Consider the following 16,389-nt stretch of genomic DNA (forward strand, 5'->3'; position numbering starts at 1 on the left):
ATTTTTTCAAAAACCTTTTGATAACAAAAAAAACGTCCTATATTTGCATTCCTTTTTGGAGAGGATAACAATCCTAAGGAGATTGCCTGATAGTATAATGGTAGTACGACGGTTTTTGGTACCGTTTGTCTAGGTTCGAATCCTGGTCGGGCAACAAGTTGATATTTCGGATTTCGAATGTTCAATTTCGGATTTATTCCGAATGAACGATTGAAATCCGAATTGTTTTTTAATAACTGGCCATCGGGATATTCAGATCAGGGTAAATAAAAATCCGAAATTGAAAATCCGAAATCCGAAATCGAAAAATGCCTTTACAGTTTAACCCGGTTAAATTATTTGCGGGCTCCGGTACCCAGGTACTGGCAGCAAATATCGCTGCGTCTTACGGTCGGGATCTGGGCGATGTCGCTATATCGCGTTTCAGCGATGGTGAATTTCAACCTCACTTTAATGAATCTGTACGTGGCTGCGATGTGTTTTTAATTCAATCAACTTGTCCGCCTACTGATAACCTGATGGAACTACTGATGATGACTGATGCCGCCCGCCGTGCATCTGCGCATTATGTAACCGCAGTTATTCCGTATTTCGGTCTGGCTCGTCAGGATAGAAAAGATAAACCGCGTGTAGCCATTGGTGCAAAACTGGTTGCTAACTTATTAGTAGCTGCCGGCATTAATCGCATCATGACAATGGATCTGCACGCAGCACAGATACAAGGCTTTTTCGATATCCCGGTTGATCACCTGGATGCATCTATCATTTTTGTTCCTTATATCAAAAGCCTTGGATTAAAAAACTTAACCATTGCTTCGCCTGATATGGGTGGTTCTTACAGGGCGCGTACCTTTGCCAAGTTCTTCAATGCAGAAGTGGTAATTTGTGATAAACGCCGTAAACGTGCTAATGAAATTGAGGCGATGACCTTAATAGGTGATGTTACAGGTCAAGACATTGTGCTGATTGATGATATTTGCGATACTGCAGGTACTTTATCAAAAGCAGCCGGATTAATAATGGAACGTGGCGCGAGTAGTGTACGTGCAGTTTGTACGCATCCTGTTTTATCAGGTAAGGCCTATGAAACCATTGAAAATTCAGTATTGACCGAATTGATTGTTACTGATACTATACCGCTTAAATATCAAAGTAGTAAAATAAGAGTGTTGAGTACTGCCAACTTGTTTGCCAGTGCAATAATGAACGTAAATGAGCATGGCTCTATCAGCCAGCTGTTTCGTGTAGACTGAGAAGTCTATAGTTTATGAGCGATATCCATAAACGAATTTGAAAAGAATATAATAAAGTAATATATACACAATGCTATGGTCTATGGGCTATAGACTTAAAATTAAAACAAATAAATGAAATCAATTGCTATTAGCGGTTCTCCAAGAGAGAACGTAGGGAAAAGAGACGCTAAAGAACTGCGTTACCAGGCTCAAGTGCCGGCAGTACTTTACGGTGGGGCTACTCAAACCCACTTTTCAGTGTCCGCAGCTGATTTGAAAGCCGTTGTTTATACTCCGGTTGTTCATTTCATCGACTTAGAAATAGCTGGTGTAAAATCACAGGCTATCATTAAAGATCTTCAGTTCCACCCGTTAACTGAACAAATTATTCACGTTGACTTTTTATTGTTAGACGAGAAAAAACCGATCACTATTGAGATCCCTGTTAAATTAACCGGAACTTCTCCAGGTGTTAAAACTGGTGGTAAACTGGTTCAGAAATTAAGAAAATTACGTATCAAAGCACTTCCTAAAGATCATTTGGATGCTATTGAAGTAAGCATCGAAACTTTAGAAGTTGGTAAATCAGTTAAAGTTGGCGACCTTAAAATTGGAAAATTAACTATTACCAATGCTAAAGAAGATACTATTGTATCTGTAACCACCTCACGTGCGTTACGTCAAGCTGAACAGGAAGCTGCTCAAGGTAAAAAATAACCCCCTAACCCCCTGAAGGGGGAATTGGAGGAATTAAAAAGCGATAAGTTTATACTTATCGCTTTTTTTGGGTATTTTGAAAAAATAAAAATTAATAAGTGCCTAATAGCGATGGGTTTAAAACCCATCGCTATTGGTAAATCAAAAATTCCCCCTTCAGGGGGCTAGGGGGTATGAAATATCTGATAGTTGGATTAGGAAACATTGGTCCCGAATATGCTGATACCCGGCATAACATCGGTTTTATGATTCTTGATGAAATGGCCAAACAGGAATCGGTAAAGTTTTATAATATGCGTCTTGCTTATTATACCGAGGTGAATTATAAAGCCCGTACCCTTTATTTGATTAAGCCAACTACTTTTATGAATTTGAGTGGTAAAGCACTTAACCACTGGATGAAGGAATTAAAGATTCCGATTGAAAATGTGCTTGTTTTGGTTGATGATATTGCACTGCCATTTGGAACACTACGCCTTAAACCTAAAGGAAGTGCCGCCGGGCATAACGGTTTAAAACATATTGAAGCTACCCTTGGCCATAATAACTATGCCCGCTTACGTTTTGGGGTGAGCGATAATTTCCCCAAAGGCCGCCAGGTTGATTATGTGCTGGATGGCTTTGATAAAGAAGAACTCCCCGAATTACCTGCTTTAATTGATCGCTCTATCGAAATGATAAAAAGCTTTGCAACCATTGGAGTTGAGCTTACCATGACCAAGTATAACCGCTAGCTAATAACCTCAAATTAACAATTTTATAACCTTTTTGGGCATTTTTATTCGCCTTTTGTAATATGTATGTTACAATAACTAATATTTTAGTTAAAAAACGTTAAAAGTTTCGTTTACTGTAACGCTTTGCTAATTTTTGTGTCTATAACCCTGAATAAAATCATGAAAAAACTTTTACTACTGGCAGCTTGCTGCTTACTCACCCGGTTTGTAACGGCTCAAACTAATCTTCAAACAATAACGGTTAAGGGCACTGTTATTGATTCAACTACCAATAAGCCTGTAGGCTACGTAACGGTTGCTGTGCAGGATGCTGCAACGGGGAAGTCGGTAATGTCAGGCTTATCAAAAGATGATGGCAGCTTTGAGCTCAGGGTGGCCAAAGGCAAAGCTTACCAGTTGGTGCTTGCTTCAGTAGGATATAAAAATAAAACGAAAAAACTGGCTAATACAAATGCTGATGTTAACGCAGGTAATGTTTTGCTATCAACATCAAGCAATGAGTTGAAGGAAGTTTCCATAACGGCGGTTAAACCCATCATGAAGCAGGAAGTTGACCGTATTAGCTATAACGTACAGAATGACCCAGAGAGCAAGGCACTTACTGCACTTGATATGATGCGCAAAGTGCCCTTATTATCAGTTGATGCCAGTGATAATGTTAAACTGAAAGGTAGTGGTAACTATAAAATACTTATTAATGGTAAAGAATCAGCATTGATGGCTAAAAGCCCATCGGATGTATTAAAGGCAATGCCAGCTGATAATATTGAAAAGATTGAAGTAATTACCACTCCTCCTGCAAAGTACGATGCTGAAGGCCTAACAGGTATCATCAACATCATCACCAAAAAGAATGCTGACCAGGGTTATAATGGTAATATTAGTGGCCGCTATAATAGTATTTACGGACCGGGATTATATGGGCATGCAAGCATTAAAGAGGGTAAGGTTGGCGTAAGTATTTTTGCAGGCACAAACCATAACAATGGTTTTAATGCAAATTCAGGTAATACACAAAACATTTTTGGCGGTCAAACTACTACACAGAACGGTTATGGAAATAACAAGTTCCATAATTACTTTGGTACAGCCGAGATTAGCTATGAGATTGATAGCCTTAACCTGTTAACTGCGTCCTTCCAGACCTATCATGGTACCAATAACCAAACTAATGGACAGTCTTCAGATACGAGGAATTTTGATGGTTCTCTGGCTCAATATTATTTTCAGCAATCATCAGGCTATAATACTTTCCAGGGTATGGATGCAACAGTCAATTACCAGATTGGCTTTAAACGAAACAAAGAACAGTTACTTACTTTATCCTATAAGTTCAGCTATTCGCCTAATACCAATTACAGTAATAATAGTTTTTCGCAGCAATTTAATTATCCTCAATCTGAGCAACCGGATTTTAATCAATACAATAACTCAGGTGAAAGAGCACATACCATACAGATTGATTATGCCCAGCCCTTTAAACAAATCACGCTTGAGGCTGGTGCCAAAGCTATCTTAAGGAATGACTATAGTGATTTTAACCGCTCGGACCTTGATTCAGCTACCAATCAGTTTAATCCTAATCCAATTTATACGGACGATTTCAACTATCAGCAAGATGTATACAGTTTGTACAATTCTTATCAGTTAAAAATGGATAAGTGGACGGCTAAAGCTGGTTTAAGGCTGGAACATACCACGGTAAATGCTGATTTTAGTTCAGTAAATACTACTGTAAATCAAAATTATAACAATTTTATTCCATCTATTTCTATTCAGCGCAGCTTTAAAACCAGCAGTATAAATTTCGGCTTTACCCAGCGGATACAAAGACCAGGAATTTACCAGTTAAACCCTTTTGTTGATAATTCAAACCCTAAATTTATCAGTACCGGTAACCCCAATCTGCGGCCTGAATTGAACAATAATTTTGAATTAACTTACAGTAATTTCTCCAAAAACTCTTTTACTGCCGGTTTAAGCTACCAGTTTTCAAATAATTCTATCCAGAATGTTTCAAGTTTGAGCGTTGATAGTACTGCTAATCATACCAGAGATACCGTTACTAAAACAACCTATGCGAATTTAGGAAGCAACCGCACTTTAGGATTCAACATCAATACCAACATTAATTTTACGCCCAAATTTGCGTTAAGCCTAAACGGGCAAGTATCCAAAATATGGTTAACAGGTACTTATAATGATCAGTTTTATAAAAATACTGGTATTACCGGCAATGCTTTTGCTAACGTAAGCTACAAATTTGATGGCGGTTACAGAGTTGGTGTTGATGCCGGTTTCTTTAGCGGCGATGTTACCCTTCAGGGACATACCAGTAATTACATTTACAACGCTTTAGTGCTTACCAAGGAGTTTTTGCAGAAAAAAGCTACTATATCATTAGTGGCCAATAACCCCGAAAGCAAGTACCACAGTAATAACTCCACTACAACAACATCACAATACTATCAATATTCATATAACGAAGAACCCTACAGAACTTTTGCTGTGAGGTTTAGTTACAAGTTTGGTAAACTGAATAGCGAAATAAAGAAAAACGCACATGGTATTGATAATGATGATACCAAAGGCGGTGGTAAAAGCAATGGCGGAAGCTAAAAGCTAAGCAATAATAAATTGAAAACCTGCTCATTATTAGGCAGGTTTTTTTGTTTGATTCTCTTTTTTATATAGGTAAGAAATTATTCTTATTTTATTTAATTGATTATCAGTGTTTTGTATAACTATAGCTCAAAAGTATTTGAATGATAAGAAATTATTCTTATCATTGTTATATGAAAGCATCAAAAGATCAAAACAGCTCATTATCAGAACCTACAAAGTCTGAACTGGAGATATTACAGGTGTTATGGGAGTTTGGCCCGTCAACAGCCCGTTTTGTAAATGATTATCTGAATAAAGAAAAGCGGCCGGTAATTTATATGTCAACGCTTAAGCTAATGCAGATAATGGTTGAAAAGAAATTCCTGGAAAAAGATAGCAGCCAGATGACCCACATTTATAAAGCCGCTGTGGAAGAAGGGAAAACCAAAGGCTTCTTGTTGGATAAAGTAGTTGATAACCTGTTTAATGGTTCGGCAAGTAGTTTAATGATGCAGCTTTTAGGTAACAAAAAAATATCTCCAAAAGAAATGGAGGAGTTTAAGGAACTGATTAAAAAAATAGACCAAAAAGATTAAAGATATGGGAACCTCATTTTTAACCCAATGGCTTTCTGACCATGAGATTAAAGCCATCTGCTGGACATTGATCCATTCACTTTGGATAGGGCTTATTATTGCCGCGCTTGCCGGCCTGGTAATTGCCTTTACTAAAAAAGCAAGCTCGCGCATGCGGTACCGCTTATTGTGCGGTGTATTGGTATTATTTGTATTGTCATCAGGTTTTACTTTTTACCTGGAGCTAACCAATGGCAGGCATACGTTAAGCATTGCTAATCACGTTCCGGCAATTTCAGGTAATCTAACAGTTGTAAACGTTAATGAGGCTGGAGTAAAAGAGATCAGTTTTATAAACCGGACGATTACTTTTCTTAACCAGCAATCGGGTTGGATATTTTTTGTGTGGTTGATTTGTTTCGCCGTTAAAAGTGTAAAAATGGCAGGGGGCTTGTTTTATGTACATCACATCCGTTATAATAAGGTTCATTTAATTGATGAAGAGTGGGAGCGTAAAGTTTTATCGTTCAGTAAAAAATTAGGTATTCATCAAAAGGTTGTGCTACTTCAATCGGAACTGATAAAAGTACCGGTAACCATTGGCTTTTTTAAACCGGTTATATTGCTACCCTTAGGGTTGGTATTACAATTGCCGCCGGGGCAGGTTGATACTATTTTATGGCATGAACTGGCACACATTATTCGCAGGGATTATTTGGTTAACATATTGCAGGGCATTGTTGAAACCGTGTTTTTCTTTAACCCTGCCTTATTATGGCTATCGGCCTTAATCCGGGAAGAAAGGGAGGCATGCTGCGATGACATGGTATTGGCTAACGTTATACAAAAAGGAAGCTATCTGCAAGCTTTGTTAAGCTTCCACGAATACGCCGATAGCTCAATGGGACATGCCATGGCGCTTGGACTTGGTCGTAACCAGCTAAAGAATCGCTTTAAACGTATGGTTGATCTGGAAAATAAAAAACTGAGTGTGGTTGAAAAAGTTATCCTTTTGTTGGGTATTGTAATGTTATCAGCCTTTACCATCGTCCCTAAAACAAATTTAGAGATAAAACATACGGCTACTTTGCTGAAAAAGAATATCCTGGCCATAATGGTCAAAGCCAGTAACAACAATAATAATGATCGTCCGCAGATCACTGCTGTTCGGCCTAAATTAACCCCTTTGATTGTTAATTATCAGGTTAATGATAAGATTATCACTCATTCCCGGTTAAGTGATTCGCTTATTGCTGCAGATACAGCTATAAAATTCACGAGCATCAGGTTTTTACACAATAGTGCCGATTCTGTTAACCACACCGTGCAGGTAATGGATAATAAGGGTAACCGGTATTATTTTAAAACGATTAACAACCAGCTGGTTTTTATGGAGATAAACGGCAAAGCAATTAAAAATGAGGATCTGGCTAAATACCAGGGTTTTGTTGCCCAGGTTAATCAATCGGCAGATCAGTTGAAGTTTATCAAATACAAGAATATAGTAAAACTGAGTACTTCTGAACAACAAAACAGGAACAATGATTTAGCATTACAGAATGAAATACAGTTAAGAAAACTTCAAAAAATATCAATCGATAAAAATGATAGCGTTAAACTGAGATTTTATAAGATTAAAGTAATGCCAACACCGAAGTTGGAGATAAAAATCCGCAAAGAACTTGCACTGCGTGGTGACACTAATCCTACAAAAAAGGAAATACAAGACGAAATTTACTTTGAAAGAAAAAAGGCCGTTGATGAAGTTGTTATAAAGGGTCGGGTTGACGCCAAAATAAATCAGAAGGTTATTAGAATTCAAAAGAAGAGTGATTCGCTCAGGAAGGTGAGAGATACGCTGATCTTTAAGAAGCGTGCTTTTAACAAAAAGAATGACTCGCTTTATTTTAGAAGACAAGAGGCAGAGCAAAGGATAGTGAAAGAGGAGATGAAAAGCATTATTACTGACCTGATTAATGCCAATGTGGTGAAAGATAAAAACAGCCTGAGCTGGTTTGGCCTTACCGAAACTGAATTAATTGTAAATGGGGTAAAACAGCCCGAAGAAATACAAAAACGATTGGCGGAAAAATATATCAGAAATCCGCGCTTCGGGTTTTACTACGGTCCCGTGCAAATGTATGGCATGGGGTATTTTTACGGCAAAAACGACCTTTAATCTAAAAACAAGCATGAAGAATAACTAAACCCTTCAGGCTTCCATTACTAATTTATTAATGGGGTAATAAACCCCGTACTATTTATTTTTTGAAAATATATTTTTTCGAAGGGGCTTCGCCATGCCCTTAAACGAACAAAACATCTACCTATGAAAAAATGGATATTACTCATACCGGTTATTTTGCTGTCGGCTATTGCCCGGGCCCAAAATGCTCCGCCAATGCTATCAGTAAAAGGCATTGCTATTGACTCGGCAACCAATAAGCCCATGCCTTATGTAACGGTTGCCTTGCAGGATGCCAAAACTAATAAATCTGTAAAAAGTGCTTTAACAAGTGATGATGGTAGTTTTGTTTTGAAAGCCCCATCAGGTAGTCCCTATAGCCTGGTGCTGGCGTTTATTGGTTACGCTAATAAAGCTGTACCTGTTGCCGATAGCGGTGCTGAAGCTAACCTGGGCAAGATATTGCTGGCTCCATCTACCAATCAGTTAAAAGAAGTTTCCATAAGTGCCGTAAAACCCATTATGACCCAGGAGGTAGACCGTATTGGCTATAACGTACAAGCCGATCCGGAAAGCACTGCACTATCGGCCCTTGATATGATGCGTAAAGTGCCTTTGTTAACTGTTGATGGAAATGATAACGTATTGCTGAAAGGCAGTGGGAACTATAAAATACTGATCAACGGTAAAGAATCGGCTATGATGGCGAAAAACCCTTCGGATATATTAAAATCTATGCCGGCCAGCAATATTGAAAAAATTGAAGTAATTACCACGCCACCGGCAAAGTACGATGCCGAGGGTTTGGCTGGTATTATCAACATCATTACAAAAAAAAATGCTGATCAGGGTTATAATGTAGCCATAAACGGAAGGTATAACTCGATATATGGCCCTGGGTATAATTTTAATGGTGCTTATAAGCAAGGTAAATTGGGCGTATCCGGTTATTTTGGCTTTGGTAATCAGAAACAGACGGTAACAAACTCCGGCACTACCGAGAATATTTTTGCCAACCAAAACACTATCTCCCAAACGGCTTCCAATTTAAGGCGTACCACTTATGATTATGGCGATATAGAGTTAAGCTATGAGCTGGATTCACTTAACCTGCTCACAGGCTCGTTTAGCTTTTATAAACAGCATACCATTACCGGCATTAATCAAACATCCAATACAGATAGTGCCGGTGTTGCCACACAAGGTTATATGCTGCAAAATGCCGGGACAGAACGCTACCTGGGTTTGGATGCTGCGCTGAATTATCAGCTTGGTTTTAAAAAATCAAAGGACGAGCTGCTTACTTTTTCTTATCAATACAACTACTCGCCCGATAAGCAGTTTAACAGTAATTTATTTTCTGAGCGGATGAATTATCCTGTATCGGCAGTGCCCGATTATCAGCAATACAGTAATTCGGGCAGCAGAACCAATACCTTACAGGTTGATTTTACCGGGCCGTTAAGCAAAAAAGTTACTATTGAAGCAGGAACAAAAGCCATATTACGAAACAACTTCAGTGATTATACGCTGGACGACAGGGATAGCCTTACCCAACAATTTGTACCCAATGCTGAACAAACCAATAATTTTAATTACCGGCAGGATGTTTATAGTTTGTATAATTCCTATCAGCTTAAATTAGATAAATGGACTGCTAAAGCTGGTTTACGTTTGGAACATACTACCATTAATGCTGATTTTACTTCAGCCGGAGTTTCCGTAGCTCCGGATTATAGCAATTTGATCCCTTCCGTATCCATTCAGCGAAGGTTTACCAGCAGCAGCATTAACTTAGGATTTACCCAGCGTATTCAACGCCCCGGTATTTATCAGCTCAATCCATTTATTAATCTGTCAAACCCTCAGTTTATAAGTACCGGTAATCCTGGTTTACGTCCCGAATTGGATAACACTTTTGAGCTAACTTATAGCCACTTTGGTAAAAACTCTATCAATGCAGGCCTTAGCTATGCTTTCTCCAATAACTCTATCCAAAACGTATCAAGCTTACGGGCAGATAGTTTAAATGGCAGGAGAGACACCGTAACTTACACGACCTACGAGAATTTAGGAAGTAACCGCACGCTGGGATTCAATTTTAATACACACCTCAATATAAGCAAGCCTTTATCATTTGGCATAAACCTGCAGCTTAACCATGTATGGCTAAAAGGGATGTACAATGGCCAGTTTTATACAAACCAGGGCTTTACTGGCAATACCTTTTTTAATGTACGGTATAAGTTTGATGATGGCTACGCCATTGGAGCCAATGCTGCCTTTATCACAAGCGATATTACTTTACAGGGGCAATCAAATGATCGTTTTTTTTCACAGTACGTAGTATCAAAAGAGTTTTTGAATAAGAAAATGGTGATCTCGTTGGTGGCCAACAATCCTTATGGTAAATATATTGATTACCGTACTACCACCAATACGGTAGATTTTTCCCAATCATCATACAGCCAAAGCTATTACCGCACCTTTGCCATAAGGTTTAACTACAAGTTTGGTAAACTGAACAGCGATATCAAAAAGAACCAGCGCAGCATTAACAATGATGATGTGAAGAGCGGCAGTAAAAGTAGTGGTGGAGGGAATTAAGGAAACAAGAGTCAGGGGTCGGGCAATTCATGTCTATGGTTAATTAATCAATAAAAGTTAGCGTGTTTGTTTCAAATCCCGATTCCTGGCTCTTGTTTCTTGCCTCTTAAAAAAACTATATTTACCGAATGAAAGTTTACGGCATCACCAATTGTAATACAGTTAAAAAAGCACTCGACTGGCTAAAAGCCAATCATGTTGATTATGAGTTTCATGATTTTAAAAAGCTGGGCATAAGCGAGCAGAAGCTGCAGGAATGGGATCAGAAAGCAGGATATGAAAAGTTTATGAACAAACAAGGACTTACCTGGAAACAACTCGATCCCGAAGTAAAAGAAAGCATTAAAAGCTCAGCTGATGCTTTGAAATTGCTCCAACAAAAAACAAGCATGATTAAGCGACCTGTTATTGAAGATAATGGCTTTTTATATTTTGGCTTTGATGAAGGCGTTTATAAAGGACTAATTAAATAAGTTACTCCAGGTAATATTTAACCAATCTAACATAACGTAATTAACTGTTAATTTGATTTTGAGGTAACAATCATTTTACGCTGGGCTGGTATTAAGTAAATTATGGTATAATTGTTTTTTTAAACTGACCAAAAATTTATTTAACAATGAAATTAAACCTGATTGCCGGTTTTACCCTGGCATTTATGGCGGTAACCGGTTTTAGCCAGGCGCAGCAAACAGCCCCGGCGCAAACTGCGCCACCAGCACAAGCAGCTCCGGCTGCGGCACCTGTTGCTCCGACAACAAATTATGATTATCATGAGTTATTCGGCCCTTTGTTTTATAACAAAAACGGCAATGAATACCGTGCAGCAGATGGTGAACCCGGTCCAAAATACTGGCAAAACAGAGCCGATTACCAATTGGCTGCCAAACTGAATGATGTAACCAATGAAATTACCGGATCAGAAACATTAACCTATACCAACAACAGCCCGCAAAACCTTGGCTATTTGTGGATGAATTTAGAGCAGAACCTGTTCAAGCTTGATTCAAGAGGTACAGCTATTGTTCCGCTTGTAGGTAACCCACCTGTAGCAACCAGTCGTAACTGGGGCCGTGGTCAGGATTTTGATGCCGGATATAAAATTAAATCGGTAAAAGTGATCGGCCTTAAAGGCGCAACTACCGATGTTAAATTTTTAATTAGCGATACCCGTATGCAGATTTACCTGCCGGCAGCAGTAACTGCTAATGGTGGTCAGGTAAAACTGAAAATTGAATATTCATTTATCTCCCCTAATTACGGATCAGACCGTATGGGTATCCAGGATACCAAAAAAGGAAAGATTTTCCAGGTAGCACAATGGTACCCGCGTATGTGCGTGTATGATGATGTTTACGGCTGGAACACTATTCCTTACACTGGTCCTGGTGAGTTTTATTTAGAATATGGTGACTTTGATTTGAGCATTACTGCTCCGGCTAACCACATTGTGGTAGCATCAGGCGAGTTACTTAACCCGCAGGAAGTATATACCCCAACCCAGTTAAAACGTTGGGCTGAGGCCTCTGCAAGCGAAAAAACGGTAATTATCCGTTCGGCTGCTGAGGTTACTGACCCGGCTTCACGTCCGGCAGGAAAAAAAGAATTAACCTGGCACTTCAAAATAAAAAATGCTCGTGATGCTTCTTGGGCTTCATCGGCTTCATTCATTGTTGATGCAGCTAAGATGGATCTGCCAAGTGGCAAAAAATCAATCGCTATATCGGCCTACCCGGTTGAGAGTGATGGTGTGGAAGCCTGGGGACGTTCAACAGAATATGTTAAAAAATCTATCGAATATAACTCAAAACAATGGTATGAGTTCCCTTACCCTGCTGCTACAGCCGTTGCCGGTATAGTAGGTGGTATGGAATATCCGGGCATTGTTTTCTGCGGATACAAAGCTAAAAAAGGTAGCCTATGGGGCGTAAACGACCATGAGTTTGGTCATACCTGGTTCCCGATGATTGTTGGTTCAAACGAGCGTTTATACGGCTGGATGGATGAAGGCTTTAATACCTTTATCAATACGCTTTCAACTGCTGATTTTAACAATGGCGAATATGCCCGCAAACCGGGAGATATGCACCGTGCAGGCGCTATGTTTACTGCGCCGGGTTTGGAGCCAATGATGAGCCAGCCCGCTAACCTTAAAGAAAGAAATACAGGTTTATTGTTATATGCTAAACCAGGCGCCGGCTTAACTTTATTGCGCGAGCAGATATTGGGCCATGAGCGTTTTGACTTTGCCTTTAGAACTTATATTGCCAAATGGGCATTTAAACACCCAACTCCCGAAGACTTTTTCCGTACCATGGAAAACGCTGGCGGCGAAAACCTGCAATGGTTTTGGAGAGGCTGGTTCCAACATAACTGGCGTTTGGACGTTGCTGTACGCGATGTTAAATACGTAGACAACGATGCTACCAAAGGAGCTTATATTACTATTGATAACCTGGAGAAAATGGCCATGCCGGTTATCCTGGAGATTAAAACCGTTAGCGGGAAAACAGACCGTGTGAAACTGCCGGTTGAAATTTGGGAGCGTAACAGTACCTGGACATTCAAATACCCATCAACCGAAGAAATTGAGTCTGTTACTTATGACCCTGATAAAGTATTACCTGATTTTAATCCAGACAATAACGTTTGGAAGAAACAGTAGTAATGAGTGGCTGGAGATAGAATTAGCTTAATAACTAATTGATGATTTTTATAAACAGGCCTGGCTTTTTTGCCGGGCTTGTTTATTTGATGTAAAAATGTTAAAACCAAAACTATTATTGCTTAAATTAGGTTTACCTTTCAACTTAATTAATCTTCCACATGCAAAAACAATACTTTTTGATTTTCCTGATATGCTTAACAGCAGGTTTGGCGAGTGCACAAAAAACTTTAAAGGGTACCGTATCTGAAAATGGTACTGCAAATAAACTTACTAATGTTTTTATAAGGGATAACTCCAGTAAACAAACAGCCATAACAGATGACAAGGGAAATTTTGAAATAAAAACAGAACCGGGCCACATTATCATCTTTGATTCACCGGGTTATACCTCTGATACCCTTTATGTGGTGGATCTTAAACCAAAAAATATCCAGTTGGAAGTAAAATCCATTGCCTTGCGGGAAGTAAGCGTAACCTCATCAAGACAGGGGCAGGCATTTGATCCGCATAAAGAATACCCTGAGGTATATGAAAAAAGCAAGCTTTATGTACTGTCGCCCACTACCTGGTTTGGTAAAGAGAACCGCGATGCCCGTAAAATGAAAAAATATTTCAGAACGGAAGCCGAGCAGCGCCATGTTGATGAAGTATTTACCCGTACTTACGTGGGCAGCATAGTACCGTTAAAGGGACAGGATCTGGATGATTTTATGACGATGTACCGCCCAAGCTACGAATTTATTAAAGGGAATGACAAGCAATCACTGGCGGTTTACATTAACGATAGCTACAAAAAATACCAGGACTTACCACCCGAAAAACGTCATATTGCTAAACTGCCTCCTAGTAAGGATACTTTGAGTTTGAAATAGAATTGCGGGGTGTTATTATCAAACAATAACTGTTTCGTTTTTGTTATAAGTTAAAAATGAAATAGTTATGAAAAAGAAAATAACCAGTATAGTATTGCTGACCTCATTGTTGGCTATACTCAGTACCAGTTGTGCTCCCCGGCATATTGCCCCACCGCCGCCACCTGCTCCGCCAGCGCCAGGCAGGTAATTAGTATTTCGGATTTCGGAATTTCAATATCGGATGTTATTATTAATTCCGAAATTATTTACAAGGCATCTTTCCAGGTGCTGCTATCCTTCAGCATCACCTCGCGCAGCAAACGGATCTGCGGCATACCATGGTTCAGCACTTCATCATGAAACTTCTTTAAAGAGAAATTGGCGCCTTCCTGCTTTTTATAATCATCGCGCAGCTTTAAAATTTCGAGCTTGCCAATGGTATAGAACAGATATCCCGGGTCAAAGGTGCCGCGCAAAGCTTCCTGGTACGATGGCTTTTCGCCCTGGTACCAGTTATCCATAAAAAATTGTGTACCATCTTTCAGGTTCATGCCCTGGCAATGTGTTTTGATAGATACACACAAACGGCATAAACGCAATAACGCATCTCCGGTTTGTGCAAGGCGATATTTGGCGGCCAGTACGGTATCACCGTTATGGCCATAACCTTCATCGGCCATCATTTGCTCGCAGTAGTGCGCCCATCCTTCAATATAGGCATAGCTGCCAAATATTTTTTCAATGCGGGTTGCCCCGGAAGCATTTAAATGTAAAAACTGGGTATAATGGCCCGGATAGGCTTCATGTATGGTAATATTATCGGTAGTATAGTAATCAAATTGCGCCAGCCAGTCTTCCTTTTGCTGGGGTGTCCACTTAGGGTCAACGGGTGTAATGTAATAGAACGCTTCAGTAGCTTTGGTTTCAAACGGCCCTGGATCATCGTTTGATGCCGTACTGGTTGCCCGGGCATATTGCGGTGTTTCGGTAACCTTTAAATTAACATTGGCAGGCATGGTTACAATGCTTTTATCCGTAAGGAACTTGCGGATAGCCTCCACATTTTTCTTAGCATCCGGAATCAGGGCTTCGGCCGTTGGATGATCCTTTTGCAGATCGTGGTAAACATCAATTGGTTTTTTATTAGGGTTGATGGTTTTTGCAGCTGCATTAAACACCGCCTGTTGTTTCTTTAATTCGGCCAAACCTATTTCCAGTATCTTTTCGGGCGATAGGGTTACACCCTCGCTGTAAAGCAACATCTTTTTATAACTGGCTTCGCCTATAGCGTATTTGTTATTGGCCTTTGGCAGCTTCTCTTTTTGCAGCCAGGCAGCATAACCGTTTATGGCATCAACAGCGGTTTTGTTGGCGGCATTAAAGGCCTTCATCAAGGTGTCGTTTTTAACATCTTTTAAGGCAATCTTTAAATCGTGATTCAAAAAGTCGGCAGTTCCCTGGGCAATTTGAATGGCTGTTTCCACATAAGGCTTAGCCAGCGTATCTTTTAAATTAGCTTTTGCTGCCGCGAAAACATTGGGGGCATTTTTTTCAATAGCGATGATTGATTTTACCCTATCCTCCAGAGGAGCAAAATCACGTTTAATATAAATGCTGATATCAACTGCACCGGCATAGGTCATGGGGTTTCTGTCGTACGTACCCATATCCTCAAAAGTGAAGATCTCATTTTTAATAGCGGAGTGTAAGATCCTGAAATCGTAAAACGCTTTAGCACTTAACGAGGTGGTATCTGTAGCGGTAAGCTTTTGATCATAATCTTTTAGGCGACCCAGTTCTTTTCCTAACGATTCTTTGCTTAAATCGGTCACTTTGCCATCGTATTGGTGATAGCCCAGGGCCACGCCATTTGCTGGTCGCCAGGCCAAGTAGCCGGTAAGGTAATCATCAGCAAGTTTTTGGAAAGCGGCATCGCCGGATACACTGCTTTGAGCAGGCTTGTGTTCATCGCAGCCCACAAAAAGCAGCGAGGCTACTATCAAAAAGGAAAATTTCTTCATTGCAAAAGGATATTGGGAAAAACGAATTTATGATTTTATTATTGGATAGGAAATTAATTTAATGTACCGTCCGTCCGGTTTTAGTACCCCATATACGCTGACAAATGCGGACAAAACAATATGCACATGGTCATGCTGAACTTGTTTCAGCACCCCATTTGCCAAGTATCTTTTTTAGATATTAAA

The 16,389-nt window shown here is 39.7% G+C and carries 12 protein-coding genes and 1 tRNA gene; 12 read left to right on the forward strand and 1 reads right to left on the reverse strand.

Annotated elements, in window-relative coordinates; all coding sequences use genetic code 11:
- The first annotated feature begins 83 nt into the window (after positions 1-83).
- The 12 genes from JN11_RS14880 (at position 84) to JN11_RS24845 (ending at position 14,390) form a co-directional block, all read left to right on the forward strand.
- Positions 84-154: transfer RNA gene (locus JN11_RS14880), tRNA-Gln, on the forward strand.
- Between the two features lie 154 nt (positions 155-308).
- A complete protein-coding gene (locus JN11_RS14885; protein ID WP_144913816.1) occupies positions 309-1,253 on the forward strand; it encodes a ribose-phosphate pyrophosphokinase in 945 nt (314 codons plus the stop codon).
- A 114-nt stretch (positions 1,254-1,367) separates the two neighbouring features.
- On the forward strand, positions 1,368-1,952 hold the full coding sequence (locus tag JN11_RS14890) for a 50S ribosomal protein L25/general stress protein Ctc (protein WP_144913817.1): 585 nt from the start codon (positions 1,368-1,370) through the stop codon (positions 1,950-1,952).
- Between the two features lie 173 nt (positions 1,953-2,125).
- Positions 2,126-2,686 (forward strand): aminoacyl-tRNA hydrolase, encoded by a 561-nt coding sequence (gene pth, locus JN11_RS14895; RefSeq protein ID WP_144913819.1) that lies wholly within the window; start codon positions 2,126-2,128, stop codon positions 2,684-2,686.
- 162 nt (positions 2,687-2,848) lie between these two features.
- A complete protein-coding gene (locus JN11_RS14900) occupies positions 2,849-5,308 on the forward strand; it encodes an outer membrane beta-barrel family protein (RefSeq protein WP_144913820.1) in 2,460 nt (819 codons plus the stop codon).
- A 176-nt stretch (positions 5,309-5,484) separates the two neighbouring features.
- Positions 5,485-5,889, forward strand: a complete 405-nt coding sequence (locus tag JN11_RS14905; RefSeq protein ID WP_144913822.1) for a BlaI/MecI/CopY family transcriptional regulator — start codon at positions 5,485-5,487, stop codon at positions 5,887-5,889.
- Between the two features lie 4 nt (positions 5,890-5,893).
- Complete coding sequence (locus tag JN11_RS14910) at positions 5,894-8,047, forward strand: M56 family metallopeptidase (protein ID WP_144913823.1); 2,154 nt, start codon at positions 5,894-5,896, stop codon at positions 8,045-8,047.
- A gap of 150 nt (positions 8,048-8,197) precedes the next feature.
- The gene (locus JN11_RS14915; protein WP_144913825.1) at positions 8,198-10,660 is read left to right on the forward strand and encodes an outer membrane beta-barrel family protein; all 2,463 of its coding nucleotides are present in this window, start codon (positions 8,198-8,200) and stop codon (positions 10,658-10,660) included.
- 128 nt (positions 10,661-10,788) lie between these two features.
- Positions 10,789-11,133, forward strand: coding sequence for a Spx/MgsR family RNA polymerase-binding regulatory protein (locus tag JN11_RS14920; protein ID WP_144913826.1), 345 nt, complete (start codon positions 10,789-10,791; stop codon positions 11,131-11,133).
- Positions 11,134-11,279: 146 nt separating this feature from the next.
- Positions 11,280-13,325 (forward strand): M1 family metallopeptidase, encoded by a 2,046-nt coding sequence (locus JN11_RS14925; RefSeq protein WP_144913827.1) that lies wholly within the window; start codon positions 11,280-11,282, stop codon positions 13,323-13,325.
- 161 nt (positions 13,326-13,486) lie between these two features.
- Positions 13,487-14,200 carry a carboxypeptidase-like regulatory domain-containing protein gene (locus JN11_RS14930; RefSeq protein ID WP_144913828.1) on the forward strand — a complete coding sequence of 238 codons (714 nt, stop codon included), beginning with the start codon at positions 13,487-13,489 and terminating at the stop codon, positions 14,198-14,200.
- A 67-nt stretch (positions 14,201-14,267) separates the two neighbouring features.
- A complete protein-coding gene (locus JN11_RS24845) occupies positions 14,268-14,390 on the forward strand; it encodes a hypothetical protein (RefSeq protein WP_262713284.1) in 123 nt (40 codons plus the stop codon).
- Between the two features lie 58 nt (positions 14,391-14,448).
- On the opposite strand, the gene JN11_RS14935 is transcribed toward JN11_RS24845, so the two are convergent.
- The gene (locus JN11_RS14935; protein ID WP_144913829.1) at positions 14,449-16,203 is read right to left on the reverse strand and encodes a DUF885 domain-containing protein; all 1,755 of its coding nucleotides are present in this window, start codon (positions 16,201-16,203) and stop codon (positions 14,449-14,451) included.
- Positions 16,204-16,389 lie beyond the last annotated feature (186 nt).

The organism is Mucilaginibacter frigoritolerans (assembly GCF_007830615.1).
Taxonomy (GTDB): Bacteria; Bacteroidota; Bacteroidia; order Sphingobacteriales; family Sphingobacteriaceae; genus Mucilaginibacter; species Mucilaginibacter frigoritolerans.

Excerpts from the sequence above, each read along its gene's own strand:
- JN11_RS14915 (WP_144913825.1), top strand. The coding sequence starts at position 8,198 with ATGAAAAAATGGATATTACTCATACCGGTTATTTTGCTGTCGGCTATT.
- JN11_RS14885 (WP_144913816.1), top strand. The coding sequence starts at position 309 with ATGCCTTTACAGTTTAACCCGGTTAAATTATTTGCGGGCTCCGGTACC.
- JN11_RS14905 (WP_144913822.1), top strand. The coding sequence starts at position 5,485 with ATGAAAGCATCAAAAGATCAAAACAGCTCATTATCAGAACCTACAAAG.
- JN11_RS14920 (WP_144913826.1), top strand. The coding sequence starts at position 10,789 with ATGAAAGTTTACGGCATCACCAATTGTAATACAGTTAAAAAAGCACTC.
- JN11_RS14900 (WP_144913820.1), top strand. The coding sequence starts at position 2,849 with ATGAAAAAACTTTTACTACTGGCAGCTTGCTGCTTACTCACCCGGTTT.
- JN11_RS14925 (WP_144913827.1), top strand. The coding sequence starts at position 11,280 with ATGAAATTAAACCTGATTGCCGGTTTTACCCTGGCATTTATGGCGGTA.
- JN11_RS14930 (WP_144913828.1), top strand. The coding sequence starts at position 13,487 with ATGCAAAAACAATACTTTTTGATTTTCCTGATATGCTTAACAGCAGGT.
- pth (WP_144913819.1), top strand. The coding sequence starts at position 2,126 with ATGAAATATCTGATAGTTGGATTAGGAAACATTGGTCCCGAATATGCT.
- JN11_RS14890 (WP_144913817.1), top strand. The coding sequence starts at position 1,368 with ATGAAATCAATTGCTATTAGCGGTTCTCCAAGAGAGAACGTAGGGAAA.
- JN11_RS24845 (WP_262713284.1), top strand. The coding sequence starts at position 14,268 with ATGAAAAAGAAAATAACCAGTATAGTATTGCTGACCTCATTGTTGGCT.
- JN11_RS14935 (WP_144913829.1), bottom strand. The coding sequence starts at position 16,203 with ATGAAGAAATTTTCCTTTTTGATAGTAGCCTCGCTGCTTTTTGTGGGC.
- JN11_RS14910 (WP_144913823.1), top strand. The coding sequence starts at position 5,894 with ATGGGAACCTCATTTTTAACCCAATGGCTTTCTGACCATGAGATTAAA.